General features: G+C 74.9%; 16 protein-coding genes. 11 read left to right on the plus strand and 5 right to left on the minus strand.

Going from position 1 to position 14,980, the window contains the following annotated elements:
* From ACFZCP_RS24505 to ACFZCP_RS24525, 5 genes are all read right to left on the minus strand, one after another.
* Positions 1-126 (minus strand): hypothetical protein, encoded by a 126-nt coding sequence (locus ACFZCP_RS24505; RefSeq protein ID WP_391429947.1) that lies wholly within the window; start codon positions 124-126, stop codon positions 1-3.
* Between the two features lie 49 nt (positions 127-175).
* Entirely contained in the window at positions 176-511 is a 336-nt protein-coding gene (locus ACFZCP_RS24510; protein WP_391429949.1) for a hypothetical protein, read from the minus strand.
* Between the two features lie 97 nt (positions 512-608).
* Complete coding sequence (locus tag ACFZCP_RS24515) at positions 609-1,277, minus strand: DUF308 domain-containing protein (protein ID WP_391429951.1); 669 nt, start codon at positions 1,275-1,277, stop codon at positions 609-611.
* Between the two features lie 336 nt (positions 1,278-1,613).
* On the minus strand, positions 1,614-2,273 hold the full coding sequence (locus tag ACFZCP_RS24520) for an HhH-GPD-type base excision DNA repair protein (RefSeq protein ID WP_391429952.1): 660 nt from the start codon (positions 2,271-2,273) through the stop codon (positions 1,614-1,616).
* A 24-nt stretch (positions 2,274-2,297) separates the two neighbouring features.
* Complete coding sequence (locus ACFZCP_RS24525) at positions 2,298-3,047, minus strand: SIP domain-containing protein (RefSeq protein ID WP_391429954.1); 750 nt, start codon at positions 3,045-3,047, stop codon at positions 2,298-2,300.
* A 76-nt stretch (positions 3,048-3,123) separates the two neighbouring features.
* On the opposite strand from ACFZCP_RS24525, the gene ACFZCP_RS24530 reads away from it, so the two are divergent.
* The 11 genes from ACFZCP_RS24530 (at position 3,124) to ACFZCP_RS24580 (ending at position 14,799) form a co-directional block, all read left to right on the plus strand.
* Positions 3,124-5,427, plus strand: coding sequence for a penicillin acylase family protein (locus tag ACFZCP_RS24530; protein ID WP_391429956.1), 2,304 nt, complete (start codon positions 3,124-3,126; stop codon positions 5,425-5,427).
* Complete coding sequence (locus ACFZCP_RS24535; protein ID WP_391429958.1) at positions 5,420-6,136, plus strand: GNAT family N-acetyltransferase; 717 nt, start codon at positions 5,420-5,422, stop codon at positions 6,134-6,136. The genes ACFZCP_RS24530 and ACFZCP_RS24535 overlap by 8 nt, the downstream gene beginning before the upstream one ends.
* A complete protein-coding gene (locus ACFZCP_RS24540; RefSeq protein ID WP_362694516.1) occupies positions 6,123-6,599 on the plus strand; it encodes a cupin domain-containing protein in 477 nt (158 codons plus the stop codon). Before ACFZCP_RS24535 ends, ACFZCP_RS24540 begins: the two co-directional genes overlap by 14 nt.
* The gene (locus ACFZCP_RS24545; RefSeq protein ID WP_391429961.1) at positions 6,596-7,357 is read left to right on the plus strand and encodes an SDR family oxidoreductase; all 762 of its coding nucleotides are present in this window, start codon (positions 6,596-6,598) and stop codon (positions 7,355-7,357) included. The genes ACFZCP_RS24540 and ACFZCP_RS24545 overlap by 4 nt, the downstream gene beginning before the upstream one ends.
* A gap of 109 nt (positions 7,358-7,466) precedes the next feature.
* A complete protein-coding gene (locus tag ACFZCP_RS24550; RefSeq protein ID WP_391429963.1) occupies positions 7,467-9,392 on the plus strand; it encodes a copper resistance protein CopC in 1,926 nt (641 codons plus the stop codon).
* A gap of 8 nt (positions 9,393-9,400) precedes the next feature.
* Positions 9,401-10,003, plus strand: coding sequence for a poly-gamma-glutamate hydrolase family protein (locus ACFZCP_RS24555; protein ID WP_391429965.1), 603 nt, complete (start codon positions 9,401-9,403; stop codon positions 10,001-10,003).
* A 419-nt stretch (positions 10,004-10,422) separates the two neighbouring features.
* Complete coding sequence (locus tag ACFZCP_RS24560) at positions 10,423-11,376, plus strand: EamA family transporter (RefSeq protein ID WP_391429967.1); 954 nt, start codon at positions 10,423-10,425, stop codon at positions 11,374-11,376.
* A gap of 179 nt (positions 11,377-11,555) precedes the next feature.
* Complete coding sequence (locus ACFZCP_RS24565; protein ID WP_391429969.1) at positions 11,556-12,287, plus strand: DUF1524 domain-containing protein; 732 nt, start codon at positions 11,556-11,558, stop codon at positions 12,285-12,287.
* A gap of 256 nt (positions 12,288-12,543) precedes the next feature.
* Positions 12,544-13,167: a DUF6230 family protein gene (locus tag ACFZCP_RS24570; RefSeq protein ID WP_362694534.1), complete on the plus strand. Its 624-nt coding sequence runs from the start codon at positions 12,544-12,546 to the stop codon at positions 13,165-13,167.
* A gap of 17 nt (positions 13,168-13,184) precedes the next feature.
* Positions 13,185-13,712 carry a DUF6114 domain-containing protein gene (locus ACFZCP_RS24575; RefSeq protein WP_391429972.1) on the plus strand — a complete coding sequence of 176 codons (528 nt, stop codon included), beginning with the start codon at positions 13,185-13,187 and terminating at the stop codon, positions 13,710-13,712.
* The gene (locus ACFZCP_RS24580) at positions 13,702-14,799 is read left to right on the plus strand and encodes a hypothetical protein (protein ID WP_391429974.1); all 1,098 of its coding nucleotides are present in this window, start codon (positions 13,702-13,704) and stop codon (positions 14,797-14,799) included. Before ACFZCP_RS24575 ends, ACFZCP_RS24580 begins: the two co-directional genes overlap by 11 nt.
* The last annotated feature ends 181 nt before the right edge of the window (positions 14,800-14,980 follow it).

The following is a 14,980-nucleotide window of genomic DNA, read 5'->3' on the forward strand; positions in this document are numbered from 1 at the left end:
TCAGCGGTCGTCCTTCTTCGCCGGCCGCTGCGGTTGCGGGTTCTTCTGTTCGCCCTGGGGCAGCGCGCTGCGCCTGGCCTCCGCGCGCAGCAGGGCGCGCAGGACCGCGTACGGGTCGGTGGGCATGGCTGTGTTCCTTGCGTCGGGCTGACAGGCCTGCGGAAGCGGGCGTCCGTCAGCAGCGCAGGACCACCGTGCGCAGTAGGGGCAGGGCGTGGGGCGGCCGCGGCAGGGCGGGGCACGCGCGTGCCGCCGGGCGGGCGGGCGCCGGGCCGGGCAGGGGAGCGGGGCGCTCGGCCAGGTCGGCCCGGTGGACGGCGCCGGCGGGTGGCCGTACGAGCGCGCCGGGGGCGTCGTGTTCGGCGCTCTCCGCGGTCTCGGCGGCCGCGGCGGCCGGGGGTGCCGCCTGGGCCTGCACCTGGCCGCCGGGGACCAGCAGGACGAGCAGCAGCAGCGCGAGCAGCCGCAGCCGGGCGCGGTGGCGCGGCGTGCGGCGGCGTGCGGTGCTCACACCGGTCACCTGCCCACGGAAGGGGCCGCCCGCAGCCTCCTGCCGCCGAGATCCGCTCGCTCGGCGTACCTGCGGGGCGTGGTGTTGACGGCGGCGGTCACAGCGTGCGCGGAACCTGACGGGCGCGCCCGCGGATGCGGATCGCGGTGATGATCTCGATGATGCCGACGGCCACCAGCCAGCAGCCGCCGACGAGGGTCAGCACGGCGACCGACGTGAACGGCGAGTCGATCAGCACGATCCCGGCGATGAAGGTGATGATCCCGAGCAGGATCTGCCAGCCGCGGGCGGGCATACGGCTGTCGGAGGCGGCGGCCAGGGTCTGGGTGATCCCGCGGATCAGCCAGCCGATGCCGATCCACAGCGCGAGCAGCAGGGTCGACTGCATGGGCCCGCGGAAGCAGAACAGGCCCAGCAGGATCGACAGGGCACCGCTGATGAAGGCGAGCACGCGCAGCGAGGTCGTCCTGTGCGTACCGAAGGCGGCGACGAGCTGGAGGATGCCGCTGACGACGAGGTACACGCCGAACAGGACACCCGCGACCACCAGGGAGGGCCCCGGCCAGACCAGCACCAGCACCCCGAGGACCAGCGAGGCGATGCCGGTGCCCAGGACGACCTGCCAGGCGGCCCGGGACAGGGCGTGCAGGGGGCCTTCGAGCGGCGGCTCGGGCTCATGGTGTCCGTGCGGCCCCTGTCCCGCGTGGACGCTGCGGTCGTCGTACTCCCGGCCCCAGGTGGGGCCGCTGCCGGGTGGCTCGGTCATGCCCCATGCTTGGCCCGCCCGCGCGGTTCCTGCCACCGGGGTGGGCCGGGCGGCTGAACCACCCGGCCGAGCCACCCGGACGGGTCAGGGGGTTGAGCCACTCGGCCGGGTTGCGGCATGGAGCGACGCGGGCCGGTTCCCGGGTCGGGCCGCTCGGGCCGGTTCCCGGGTCGGGCCGCTCGGGCCGGTTCCCGGGGCCGGGCCGCTCGGGTGGGTCGGGGGGTTGAGCGGCGCCGGTGGGTTGCGGGGTCGGGCCGCTCGGCCGGGGCACGGAGGTCGAGCGACCAGCGGGGGCACGGAGGTGAGCCACCGGCGGGGCGCACCCGGCGCGCAGCCCTACTTCTTCCCCGCGGTCCTGGCCGCCTTGGACGCCGTGGAGGGCTTGGCCGCCGGCGAGGACTTGGGAGTCGGGGAGGACTTGGCGGCCTTGGCGGCGGCCTTCATCTCCTGCTTGTGGGCGCGGACCTTGGCCAGCGACTCGGGCCCGGTGATGTCGGCGACGGACCGGTACGAGTGCGCCTCGCCGTACGCCCCGGCGGCCTCCCGCCAGCCCTTCGGCTGCACGCCCAGCTGCTTGCCGAGCAGGGCGAGGAAGATCTGCGCCTTCTGCTTGCCGAATCCCGGCAGGCCTTGGAGCCGTCCGAGCAGCTCGGTCCCGCTGCCGACGCCCCGCCACACCGCCTCCGCGTCCCCGTCGTAGTGCTCGACGAGGTACTGGCACAACTGCTGGATCCGCTTGGCCATCGAGCCCGGGTAGCGGTGCACCGCGGGCTTCCCGGAGAGCAGCGCGGCGAACGCCTCCGGGTCCATGGCCGCGATCTCGTGCGCGTCCAGGTCCTCGGCGCCCATCCGCCCGGCGATGGTCGCCGGCCCCTTGAACGCCCACTCCATCGGGACCTGCTGGTCCAGCAGCATCCCCGTGAGCGCGGCGAGCGGACTGCGCCCGAGCAGCGCGTCGGCCTCGGGGTCCTGGGCGAGATGCAGGGTGACGTCCATGGGTCGATGATCCCGCCTGCCGCGTCAGGACGCGCGCCAGTACCCGAGGGCGTGCACCCGGGCCTTCGGCACGCCCAGCTCCCTGCGCACGTACGAGGCGAGCGTGCGGGTGGTGGCCGTGTCGCAGGCGATCCAGACGTACGGGTCGGGGGTGCCGTCGAGCACGGCGGGCAGCTCGGCGCGGACACGCTCGGCGAGATGGGCGCCCGCGTCCCGTCGGGGCACCTCGCGGATCTCGTGCCGGGACGGATCGGCCCGGCAGGGAAGGCCGTCCAGGGTGCCCTCGAACCAGATCGTCGCCGGGGCGGCCTCCCGGTGCCCGGCGCCGGCCGGCGGAGCCAGGGCGGTGAGGAGGGAGTTGAGCGCGGGCAGCGAGGCCGGGTCGCCGATGGCCACGACGTGCGAGGGCGCGGGGTCGGGGTGCTGGAAGCCGGTGCCCTGGACGGTCGCCTCGATCGTGTCCCCGGGCCGTGCGGTGCGCGCCCAGTCGGCGGCGCACCCCTCGTGCAGCGCGAACTCCAGGCCGAAGGTGCCGGTCGCCGGGTCGGGGTCGACCAGGGTGTAGGCCCGCTGGTGCGGGCGGCCGGCGTCGGAGAACCACAGCCGCACCCACATGGTGGGGTGGACGCCGGTCGCGGCGAGCAGTCCGCCGTCGCTCAGCCGGAGCCGCCGGTAGTGCGGGGTGACGTCCTCGGCCTCCATGACCGTGCACACGAAGTCCTTCGCGCGCAGCAGTCGCAGGACCGCTCCCTCCCAGCCCCGCCCCTGCCCCATGGCGCGCCACCCTTCGCGTACGATTCCCTCGCCAATGACTTAGGCAAGGCTAACCTAAAACGAAGGGGTGTCCAGGGTGACCACCGAGACCTACCGCGACGCCTGGGGCATCCCCCATCTGCGCGCCCGTGACGCCGATGCGCTCGCCCGCGCCCAGGGGCGGGTCACCGCCCTGGACCGCGCCTGGCAGATCGAGGTCGAACGGCACCGCTTCCAGGGCACCTCGGCCTCCTTCCTCGGCGCCGACGCCCTCGCCTGGGACGTCTTCGCCCGCCGTGCCCGCCTCGAAGACACCGCGCGCCGCTGCTTCATCGCGCTGGAGCGACAGGACCCGGAGACGGCCGCCTGGGTCCGGGCGTACGTGGACGGCGTCAACGAGGGCCTCGCGGACGGCGCCCGCCGCGCCCCCGAATTCGCCCGGACCGGCCTCGATCCCGCTCCCTGGCAGCCCTGGGCCCCCCTCGGCATCTGGCTCGGCACGCACATCCTCTTCGCCGGCTTTCCCGCGAAGCTCTGGCGCGAGCAGGTGATACGGCACCTGGGCAGCGAGGCGGTCGCCCTGTTCGCGACGGACGGCCCCGGCACCGCGGGCAGCAACGGCTGGCTGATCTCCGGCGACCGCACCGTCACCGGCCACGCCCTGCTCGCCGGCGATCCGCACCGCTTCATCGAGGACCCCGGTGTCTACCAGCAGATCCGCCTGTCCTGCCCCGAGTTCGACGTCATCGGCCTGGCCGTCCCCGGCGTCCCCGGCATCGCCCACTTCGGCCACACCGGCACGGCCGCCTGGTCCATCACCAACGCCATGGCCGACTACCAGGACGTCTACCGCGAACGCCTGCGCCGCACCGGCGCCGGCGTGGAGGCCCTGGGCCCCGACGGCCACTGGCACCGCGCCCGCCGCCACACGGAGAAGGTGGAGATCGCGGGCGAGGACCCCATCGAGATCGAGCTGATCGAAACAGAACGGGGCCCGGTCATCGCCGGGGGCCCGGAGGGGTTGGAGTCGGGGGTTGCCGTCGACCGCACCCCCGTCCTCGCGCCGCAGGCTGCCGACAGCTGCACTTCCGCCCCGCCGGATGCCGTTGACCGCACTCCGGCCTCCGCCTCGCAGGCCGCCGTCGGCCGCATTCCCGTCCACGGTCCGCAGGGGTCACCCGCACTCGGCGACGAAAGCCGCACGGGTGGTGCGGGTGGGAAGGGGGATGACGCCGAGGGCGGAGCCGAGGCCGGGCCCACCGCCCTCACCCTCCGCTACCCACCCCGCGTGACCGAGGACCTCGGCTTCAGCACCCTCCTCCCCCTCCTCCGGGCCCGCCGCGTAGAGGACATCGACGCCGCCTTCGACTCCTGGGCCGAGCCGGTGAACGTCGTACAGGCGGCCGACACCGAGGGCGGCCTCCTGCACCGCGTCGCCGGCAGGGTCCCGCAGCGGGCGCAGTCCAACCGCCTGCGCATGGTCCCCGCCTGGCGCCCCGGCCACGCATGGCACGGCAGCCACGACACCCCGTACGCCGGCCTGGCCGACGGCATCGCCGTGATGGCCAACCAGCGCGGCCCGGCGGCCCCCCTCGGCATCGAGTTCGCCCCGCCGCACCGCGCCGACCGCATCCACGCCCTCCTCCAGGAACGCCGCACCTGGTCCGCCGCCGACCTCCCCGCGATCCACACCGACACCTTCCTCGCCTCCGCCGCCCCCCTCCTCGACCACCTCGCCGCGCTCGACGACCTCACCCCCGGGGCGGCCCGTCTGCGCGACCGCCTGCTGTCCTGGAACCGCCGCATGGACGCCGACAGCACCGAGGCCGCCGCCTATGCGGCGGTGCGCACGGCACTCGTGCGCCGGCTCGCCGCGCACCCGGCGTTCGCCGCCCTGGCCGAGCCTCCCGCCTACCCGGAGGTCCTGCTTCCCTGGCTGGCCCTCGCGCCCCGCATCGGCTACGCCCTCGAACACCTGCTGCGCGCCGAGGAGTTGTACGGCATCGACCGCGCCGCCGAGGTCCGGGCGGCCGTGGAGGAGGCCGCCGCCGCACCGCCGGCCGGCACCTGGGCCGACACCCACCGCCTCGCCGCCTGGAAGGCGCTGCCGGGGGGGCCGTACGAGGAACCGGGCCTGGCCGGCGACCACGACTGCGTGCTGTGCACCTCGGCCGTCCCCGGCCTCACCGACCGTGCCGCCCGAGGCCCGGCCGCCCGCTACGTCTGGGACCTGGCCCGCCGCGAGAACAGCCGCTGGGTGGTCCCCTTCGGTGCCGACGGCGTCCCCGGCGCCCCGCACCACCGTGACCAACTCCCCTTGTGGCTCGGGGGAGAACTGGCCCCCGTCGTCACCGACTGGACCCTGCTCACGCTCGAACACACCGAGGAGACCGATGACTGACGCGTACACCTCCGCCCCCGTTGCCGCCCCGGCCGCCGTCCCCGCCCCCGGGTCCGCAGCCGCTCCTGCCCCCGCCTCGGGGTCCGTCCCCGCCCCCGCCGCCCCGCCTGCCGCCACGCCCGTCCACGAGCAGCACATCGACGGCTTCGGCGCCGTCCGGATCCGCCCCCTCGACCCGGTGGCCGACGCGGACGTGGTCCACTCCTGGGTGAGCGACGAACGCGCCGTGTTCTGGGGGATGACCGGCCTCACCCGGGACCAAGTGGCCGACGTCTACACCCACCTGGCCACCCTCGACACCCACCACGCCCATCTCGTCCTCAAGGACGGCCGACCGGCTGCCGTGCTCCAGACCTACGAGCCCACCGCCGACCGGGTCGGCGAGTGCTACGAGGTCCGCCCCGGCGACATCGGCGTCCACCTCCTCCTCGCCCCCGCCCCGGCGAAGGGCCCGCGCCCCGGCTGGACCTCGGCCCTGCTCACCGCGATGGCCTCGTACGTCCTGCTGGTCCTGGACCGCCGCCGGGTCGTGGTGGACCCGGACGTGCGCAACACCAGGGCGATCGCCCGTTTCGAACGCCAGGGATTCGGCCAGGGCCCCGAGGTGGTGCTCCCCGAGGTCGACCTCCCGGACGTGTACCTGCCCGAGAAGCGCGCCCAACTGGCCTTCCTGGAGCGGGAGGTAGCCTTCCCGGGTGACCACGCCTGACGAGCTGATCGCCCGTTACGACCTGGAGCCGATTCCCCGCGAGGGCGGCCTCTTCCGGCAGACCTGGGCAGGGCCCGGGCGCCCGGACGGCCGCCCCGAGGGCTCGGCCATAGTGGCGCTGCTCATGGCTGACGACTTCTGCGCCCTGCACCGTCTGCCCACCGACGAGATCTGGCACTTCTACCTGGGCGACCCGCTCCGCCTCCTGCTCCTCGCCCCCGACGGCACCAGCCGCACCGCCGTCCTGGGCCCCGTGCCCGGGTCCGGACAGCACGTCCAGTTCACCGTGCCCGCCGGCACCTGGATGGGCGGCCGGGTGGCACCCGGCGGCGCATGGTCCTTCTTCGGCTGCACGATGGCCCCCGGATTCACCTACGAGGGGTACGAACACGGCGACGCGCAGGAGCTCACGGCGCGTTACCCCGCCGAGGCCGCCCGGATCGCGGAACTGTGCCGCCCATGACCCTGCTCGACGGACAGACCGCCCTGGTGACCGGCGCGGGCGGCGGCATCGGGCGCGCCATCGCCCTGCGCCTCGCCGAGGAGGGCGCCGCGGTGGCCCTCCACTGCCGTACGGCCGTGCAGGCGGCCGGTGAAGCCGCCGCGCGCATCCGGGACTCGGGCGGCGAGGCCGTCGTCCTGGAGGCCGACCTCACGGACGACGAGGCGTGCCACCGGCTGGTCCGCGAGACGACCGACTGGTCCGGCGGCCGTCTCACCGCCCTCGTCAACAACGCGGCCGTCCAGCCGGTCCAGCCCCTGCCCGGCATGACGGCGGCGCAGTGGCGCACGGTCGTCGACACCAACCTCACCAGCGTCTTCGCCTGCACCCAGGCCGCCGCCCGGCACATGGGCGGTCACGGCGGCGGCACCATCACCCACATCGCCTCCATCGAGGCCGCCCACCCCGCCCCCGGCCACGCCCACTACAGCTCCGTGAAGGCCGCCGTCGTCGTGCACGCCCGCGCGGCCGCCCTGGAGTACGGCCCCCACGGCATCCGCGTCAACTCCGTCTCGCCCGGCCTGATCGACCGCGAGGGCCTGGCCGAGGCCTGGCCGGACGGCGTGCGCCGCTGGCTCGACGCCGCCCCCGCCGGCCGCCTGGGCCGCGCACGGGACGTGGCCGACGCCTGCGTGTTCCTCGCCTCGCCCCTCGCCTCCTGGATCACGGGCCACGACCTGGTGGTGGACGGCGGGGTGTCGGCCCGGCCGACCTGGTGAGGACCGCGGTGAGGGACGCGGTCAGGGATGCGGTGAGGGATGCGGTGAGGGACGCGGTGAGGACCGCGGTGAGCACGGAAGCCGATCTCCGCGTATCCATGGGGAGGGCATGCGGAGGACCCGTGGACGGAGGGATCAGGTGCGCGACGAACACCGGTGGCTGCGGCGGCTGACCGCCCTCGCCGCGGGACTGCTCCTGTTCCTCCTCGGCACCGCGGCCCCCGCCTCGGCCCACGCGGCCCTGCGCGCGACCGACCCCGCCGACGGAACCGTCCTCAAGTCCGCGCCCCGGCACGTCACGCTCACCTTCACGGAATCGGTGGGCCTGCTCACCGACTCGTTCCGCGTCTACGACCCCGACAACCACCGCGTGCGCACCGGCGAGGCCGGACACGCCCCCGGACGCTCCGACACCGCCCGCGTCCCGCTGCCCTCCCGGCTGGGCACCGGCACCTACACGGTGGCCTGGCGGGTGGTGTCCGCGGACAGCCACCCGGTGTCCGGCGCGCTGACGTTCTCGGTGGGCAAGCGCACCACCACGGCCGCCGGCGTGCTCCCGGACCGCACGGAGAACCGGGCGACGACGAGCCTGTACAACATCGCCCGCTATCTCGCCTACCTGGCGGTGGCGCTGCTCCTGGGCACGGGCGCGTTCGTGGCCTACTGCCGTCCGCCGAGGCCGGCCCACCTGCGCACACCGGTCCTGGCCGCCTGGGCGACCCTGTTCGCCTCCACGACCGCCCTCTTCCTCCTGCGGGCCCCCTACGAGGAAGGCACGTCCCCGCAAGGGGTGTTCGCCCTCTCCGCCCTCACCCGCACGGCCACGACCCGCCCCGGCGAACTCCTCCTCGCCCGCCTGGCCCTGCTGCTCCTGGCGGGCGCCTCGGCCCTGGCCCTGCGCAGATGGCGGCGGCGGATACCCCGCCGGGCCGCCCTGACGGCCGCCGTGGTCCTCGCCGCCGCCCTGTCCCTGACCTGGGCGGCCTCCGAACACGCCTCGGCGGGCCTCCAGGTGCCCGTCGCGATCACCTCCACCGCGCTCCACCTGCTGGCCATGGCGGCCTGGCTGGGCGGTCTGACGGCCCTGCTGCTGACACTGCGCCGCACGGCACCGGAGTCCGCCGCCCTGCCGGCCCGGGCCGTCACCCGCTTCTCGCGCCTGGCCTTCGCCTCGGTGACGGTCCTGGTGGCGACCGGCGTCTACCAGTCCTGGCGGGGCCTGGGCTCCTGGCAGGCGCTCACCGACACCACCTACGGCCGCCTCCTGCTGGCCAAGCTCGCGGCGGTCGCCCTCCTGCTCGCGGCCGCCTCCCGCTCCCGCCGCTGGACGGCACGCCTGGCGAGCCTGCCCGCGCCGGCGCGGCGGGACCGCGTCCCGGAGCCGGCCGGCGGCCCCCCGCTCCCCGCGCCCCCCGAACCCGCCGCCGCGCTCCCCGGGGACCCCGCCCCCTCCGCCCCGCTCCCCCCGGACCCCGATCCCCCCGCCCCGCTTCTCCCGGACCCCGAACCTCCCGCCCCGCCCCACCCGCTGCCGGAGCGCCTGCGCCGCTCGGTGCTCGCCGAGGTGGCGGTGGGCGTCCTGGTCCTCGTCCTGACGACGCTCCTGACGAGCACCCTGCCGGGCCGGGCCGCGGCCGAGGCGGCCGACTCCACGGCCTCCACCGCGCCGGACACCGGCATCCAGACGGCCTCGGTCACCACGATCCCCTTCGACGTCGGCACCCCCGGCGGCCACGGCAAGGTCCAGATCACGCTGGACCCCGGCCGGGTCGGCACGAACTCCGTCCAGGCGGTGGTCTACGGCCCCGACGGCGGCCTGTCCTCGGTCCCCGAACTGCGCATCACCCTCACCCTCGCCGCCCAGCAGATCGGCCCCCTGGACACCAAGGTCACCGACCGGGGCGGGTACTGGGCCGCCGACTCCTTCAACCTGCCGATCCCGGGCACATGGACCATGAAGGTGACGGTGCGGGTGTCGGAGGTGGACCAGGTGACCGTGTCGAAGACCGTGAGCGTGGGGCGCCGGCAGTGGTGACCGGCAACGTGCGGACCGAGAACGTGCTGATCGAGGGCACGGAGTTCGCCGCGGCCCTCACGATCCGGTCGGACATCGGACTGCTGGCCCTGCACGGCAGCAAGGAGGGCGGCACGGCGGAGCTGGCCCAGGAGGTCGCGGCCCGCACGGGCGCCGGCTGCCTCGTCTTCACCCAGCCGGCCGGCGACCCCGTCCACATCCCGTCGCACCGGATGGCCGTGCCCCACTGCGAGGCCCTCCGGGAGTTCCTCGCCTCCGTGACGGTGGTGGTCTCGCTCCACGGCCACCTGCGGCCCGAGTTCCCGCGCACGATCTTCCTGGGCGGCGGCAACCGCGCCGCGGCGAGCATCCTGGCCGACGGCCTCGCCCCGCTCGCCCCGCCCTTCGACACCGTGACGGACCTGGCCGCCATCCCGAGCGGCCTGCGCGGCCTGCACCCGCGCAACCCCGTGAACCTGGCCCGGGCCGGAGGCGTCCAGCTGGAACTCCCCCTCAGCGCCCGGACCCAGCGCCCCGAGAAGGTCCAGGGCGCCCCGGACCTGCCCCCGCCCACGGTGACGGCGGCGCTGACCGCGGCTGTCGAGCGGCTGGCGGCCGACCGGCCCGGATGAACAGCGCCGGCCCCGCGGGCGCCGCTTCCACCCCTCACACCGGCAGCGCCTGCCACGGCGACGCGGGGGCGACGCGAAGCGCCGGTCAGGGTGCGCGGACCGAGGGGAACCGCCTGTCACGGGGGTACGGGCCGACGGAAGCCCTCGTCGGGGTACGGGCCGACCGGAACTGCCTGCTCACAGGGGCGCGGGCCGACCGGGAGCGACCGCCCGTACCATGGCAGCGTGAACTCGTACTGGCACGTCGTACTGCCGCCCCTCAGCGCCTGACCGGGCGCGGACACCGGCGGCTTGAGCCCCGGCCCTCCACCGAGCCGTAGCTCGGTGCCCCCACCGAGCCGTAGCTCGGTCAGGGCCTCCTGTCGTGCGCCCGTTCCGGATCCAGTCCCTGACGCATTCGACGACGGAAGTTCACGACTGTGCCGAACCGCACTTCTCACCTCAGTCCCGCACGCCCTGCCGCCGCCGGCCCGCGACCCGCCCGCTCCGGCTTCTGCGGCGGCCCCGCACCCATCCTGGCCTCGGCCGTGCTGTGGGGCACGACCGGCACCGCCGCCACCCTCGCACCGGGCGGCGCACCCGCGGCAGCCATCGGCTGCGCCGGTCTCGCCCTCGGCGGCATCCTGCTGTTCCTCACCTCCCGGGGCGCCCGTTCCCTGCCCGCCGCCTGCACGGGCCGCGAGCGGTGGCTGCTCGTGCCGGGCGCGCTCGCGGTGGCCGGGTATCCGGTCACGTTCTATCCGGCCGTGGCCCGCACCGGGGTGGCCGTGGCCACCGTGATCGCACTGGGCAGCGCGCCGGTCTTCGCCGGTCTGCTGTCCTGGCTCGGCGGACGGGCCCGGCCGACCGCACGCTGGACGGCCGCGACCGCGGCGGCCGTGCTCGGCTGCACCCTTCTCGTGCTGGGCCCCGAACTGGCCGGGCGGGCCACGCCGATGGACCTGACAGGCGTCGCACTCGCCGCCTGCGCGGGACTGTCGTACGCCCTCTACTCGCTGATCGGCGGCAGGCTCATCACGCACGGACACCCCTCCGGCGCGGTGATGGGCGTCCTGTTCGGCGCGGCCGGGCTGCTGGTGCTGCCTCTCGTGCTGTTCGCCGGTCCGCACTGGCTCGCCACCGCCCGGGGCGCGTCGGTGGCCGTGTACCTCGCCCTGTTCACCGTCTGCCTGGCCTATCGGCTCTTCGGGCACGGGCTGCGCCGCACGCCCGCTTCGCTGGCCACGTCGCTGACCCTGGCCGAGCCCGCCGTCGCGGCGGTCCTGGGTGTCACCGTCCTCGGGGAGCGACTTCCGGCCGCCTCCTGGAGCGGGCTGGCCGTCCTGGCCCTGGGCCTGGTCCTGCTGGCCTTCCCGGGCAACCGGGGCCGATAGCCCGTCGACTGCCCTGCCGGGAGGGGGCGGAGTGCTCCCGCCGACTCGTCTTGTCGGCACACCCCGCCCCCTGTCGGGTGACGGTTGGCACACCTGTCCGGTGAACGAGCGCCTCCATATGGCTCATTCATTCGAGTCAGAACCCTCGAACGAGGTACTTGAAGTCAACCCTGCTTGACGTGATCAAGAACCTCAGGCCGGCCGCCCTCGTGGCCGCACTCCTCGTCGTGCCCCTCGCGGCACCCACCCCGGCCCAAGCACAGAACCGCTCGGCCTCCGCCCCGGCACAGGGCCGCTCGGCCCCCGTCCAGGCACAGAACCGCTCCGTCCAGACGTACACCGTCCCCATCGAGGCCGCGGTCCACACCCTCCCCATCGCCGCGGAGAAGCGGGAGGGCTACCAGCGCACGAGCTTCAAGCACTGGAACGCGGGCAAGAACCCCACCGACGGCTGCAACACCCGGGCGGAAGTGCTCATCGCCGAGGCGGTCGACGCTCCGCAGGTCCTCCCGGGCTGCAAGCTGTCCGGAGGGAGCTGGTGGTCGTACTACGACGCCAAGACGATCACCTCGGCCGCCGCCCTGGACGTCGACCACATGGTGCCGCTCGCCGAGGCCTGGGACTCCGGCGCATCGCAGTGGACCGCGGAGCGTCGCGAGGCCTACGCCAACGACCTCGACGTCCCGACCTCCCTCGTCGCCGTGTCGGCGGCGTCGAACCGCAGCAAGGCCGACCAGGACCCGGCCGAGTGGCTGCCGCCGACCGTCTCGGTCACCTGCCGGTACGTCTCGGAATGGGTCGCGACCAAACTCCGCTGGGGACTCACCGCCGACGCCGTCGAACTCGACGCGCTCGACCAGCTCGCGCAGGCGTGCCCGGAGACGACCGTGACGTACCGGCCCGCACCATGACGCCACGGCCCCGCCCCCGCGCGGGCGGGGCCGCTCTGCGGGCCGGGGCCCCGGCCCGCCCGGCGGGGGTCGCCCGGCTGCGTCACTCCAAGGGCCCAGCACACGGCGGCTCACCCGTACGGCGGACCTGGCGAGCCGCGGGCTGACGCATCCGGGAGACTACTATCCGTCACCGAGTGAACGCGGGCGGTCGACGACGCGGGTGGTCGACTCCGCCCGGCGTGCGCGAAGGCCCGTCACGACCGGAGGAGACGGGATGACGCACCGCGCCGGCAGAACCTGCTGGAGGCGCTTCGCTCTGATCCTGGTCTGCGGGACCGCCGCCTCCGCCGCTCTCGGGATCGCCATGGCGCAGGGAGTCCTGGCCGCATCGTTCTTCATCTCCGGCCAGAAGATCCAGGTGACCGCGGACAGGCTGGCGAGCCGCGGCGTCAGCATCTACGGCATGGTCGACGTGACCCGGAAGGGCAAGCTCGTGCCGGTCCTGGTCACCGGGGCCCGCCGGGCGACGGTGAGCGGGCTGTGCCAGTCCGTGGTGGTCGACGTCCCCGTCCTCGGCCCGCAGACGCTGCGGCTCACCGGCGGCGAGGAGCGGCCCGTCGAGGCGTCCGAGCTGTTCCTCGACGAGATCTACGAATCCGCCGGGCAGGCGGACTTCCGCGGCCTCGATGTCGGTATCGCACAGGGCGCGATCACCAAGGGACCGATCAACCCGGGCGACAGGCACTCCCGGCTCTTCGACCCCGACGGTCCCGGCCAGCAGGCCGATTCGGCCGTCCTCACCGACGTCCGCCTGACCGCGGTCGCGGTCACGGCCGGCACGTTCAACGTCCCCGGCCTGCGCGCGCGCATCGTCCCGGGCCGTGACGAATGCTTCTGACCCCGAGGGCAGGACACATGCTCGGCGACGTCTTCGGCAGACCCGCGAAACTGCGTGCCACAGCCGTGGGCGCCCGGCACAGGTTCAGAGTCTGGCGCGGTGAACGCCCTTTCTGGGCCGGTCTGTTCACCTTCAAGGCCGGCCTGCCCATCCTGTACCTGCCGTACGCGCATCTTCAGCTGGGCGGCATTCCGCTGGCCCTGTCCACGACGTCCGGCGCGGGGTCCCTGGTCATCGGAGTTCTCCTCATGGTGCTGGGCCTCAGCCTCTGGTACCGCCTGCACCTTCGGATGTTCGCCGGCGTCGCCACCCTGCTGCTCGCGCTCATCTCCTTCCCCGTAGCGAATTTCGGCGGCCTCCTCCTCGGCCTGAGCTCCGCCCTCATCGGCGGCGCCCTGGCGTGCGCCTGGATCCCTCCCGCACCCGACCCGGGGCCGCCTTCCACGGAGTCGCTTTCGACGGCCCCGCCTGCCACGGCGCCGTCGACGGCGAGCAGCGAGTCAACGGCCGTGGAGACGGCGGGAGAGGGACCAAGTGGCACCTGACGACCACACCGGCCCGGCACAACCGGCCGACGACGGCCACTCCGGTCTCGTACGACCGGACAGGGACGGCCACACCCGCCCCGCACCGGCCGGCGACGGCCACACCGGTCCTGTACGACCGGCCGGCGACGGCCACACCGGTCCCGTACGACCGGACGGCGACGGCCACAACCGCCCCGCACCGGACGAACCCGAGCCCGAACCCGAGCCCGAGCCCGCGCCCTGTCGCCCGAACCGCATCGGGCCGCACCCCCGCGTGCCACGGCCCCTCGTGTGCGCGCTGGCCCTGGCGGCAGTGCCTCTCGCCCTCCAGGTCGCCCTGCACGGCGCCCCGCCCGTGACGACGACCACACCGCCGACGCCGTCCATGAGAGCCACGCCGGGTTCCGCGGGCGCGACGCCGGCGTCCGGGAACACCCCGCCGAGCCCCGAAGGCGCGACGCCGACGTCGCCGACGTCAGGGAGTGCCACGCACAGCCCCGCAAGCGCCGTGCCGAGGCCCGGGAGCACCGTACACAGGCCCACGAGCGCCACGCCGACGTCCACCGGCAGGGCGCCGGCACCCACCCGTGCCGCGCGGGCGTCATCCCCGGCACCGGCCGCCCGTCCGCCGGTCCGGCCCGCCTCCGCGCCCTGGGTGCTGAGCGCCACCAGGCTCGTACTGCACTCCGGCACCTTCCACGGCCCGGTCACCGTGCGCACGGCCGGCGGGACCGTGCGGGCACTGGAGTTCACCGTACGGTCGCTGGACGTCACCCGGCTCGACGTGACCGCGGGCCACGGTTCCGCAGCCCTGCGCCTGAGCGCGCGTCCCGCGACGGTCTCGACCCTCAGGGGCGAGGGCGGCCACGGCGTGGTCACCCTCTACATCCGCAAGTTGTCGGGCACGGTCGAGAGCCTCGGCGGTGCCCCGCTGCCGGCGGACCGCACCGTCACCGTCACCCCCGACGCCGTGCCTCGCTGGCTCTCCCACCCCGCCGTTCCCGCCCGCACGCTCACCTTCCGCAACGTGACCGTCAGGGTGGTCGCCCAGTTCGGCGGCACTCTGTCCATCACGGGGCCGAGGCTCCGCGTCTCGGCGGGGTGAGCGGGCGGACGGCACAGGACCGGGACCGTGACCGGGACCGGGATCGGGGATCGGGATTCGGCGCCGACGTACGGCGGCGCGCAGCCGGCACCGAAGAAGAAACCGACTGGGACGAAAACCGGGACGGCCAACGTCGGACAACGTCGAAGGGCCCCACTGCGAACAGTGGGGCCCTTCGACA

The sequence above is a fragment of the Streptomyces sp. NPDC007971 genome, assembly GCF_042958635.1.
In the GTDB taxonomy this organism is placed as follows: domain Bacteria; phylum Actinomycetota; class Actinomycetes; order Streptomycetales; family Streptomycetaceae; genus Streptomyces.

Excerpts from the sequence above, each read along its gene's own strand:
- ACFZCP_RS24535 (WP_391429958.1), top strand. The coding sequence starts at position 5,420 with ATGACTGACGCGTACACCTCCGCCCCCGTTGCCGCCCCGGCCGCCGTC.
- ACFZCP_RS24575 (WP_391429972.1), top strand. The coding sequence starts at position 13,185 with ATGCTCGGCGACGTCTTCGGCAGACCCGCGAAACTGCGTGCCACAGCC.
- ACFZCP_RS24515 (WP_391429951.1), bottom strand. The coding sequence starts at position 1,277 with ATGACCGAGCCACCCGGCAGCGGCCCCACCTGGGGCCGGGAGTACGAC.
- ACFZCP_RS24525 (WP_391429954.1), bottom strand. The coding sequence starts at position 3,047 with ATGGGGCAGGGGCGGGGCTGGGAGGGAGCGGTCCTGCGACTGCTGCGC.
- ACFZCP_RS24505 (WP_391429947.1), bottom strand. The coding sequence starts at position 126 with ATGCCCACCGACCCGTACGCGGTCCTGCGCGCCCTGCTGCGCGCGGAG.
- ACFZCP_RS24570 (WP_362694534.1), top strand. The coding sequence starts at position 12,544 with ATGACGCACCGCGCCGGCAGAACCTGCTGGAGGCGCTTCGCTCTGATC.
- ACFZCP_RS24550 (WP_391429963.1), top strand. The coding sequence starts at position 7,467 with ATGCGGAGGACCCGTGGACGGAGGGATCAGGTGCGCGACGAACACCGG.
- ACFZCP_RS24545 (WP_391429961.1), top strand. The coding sequence starts at position 6,596 with ATGACCCTGCTCGACGGACAGACCGCCCTGGTGACCGGCGCGGGCGGC.
- ACFZCP_RS24520 (WP_391429952.1), bottom strand. The coding sequence starts at position 2,273 with ATGGACGTCACCCTGCATCTCGCCCAGGACCCCGAGGCCGACGCGCTG.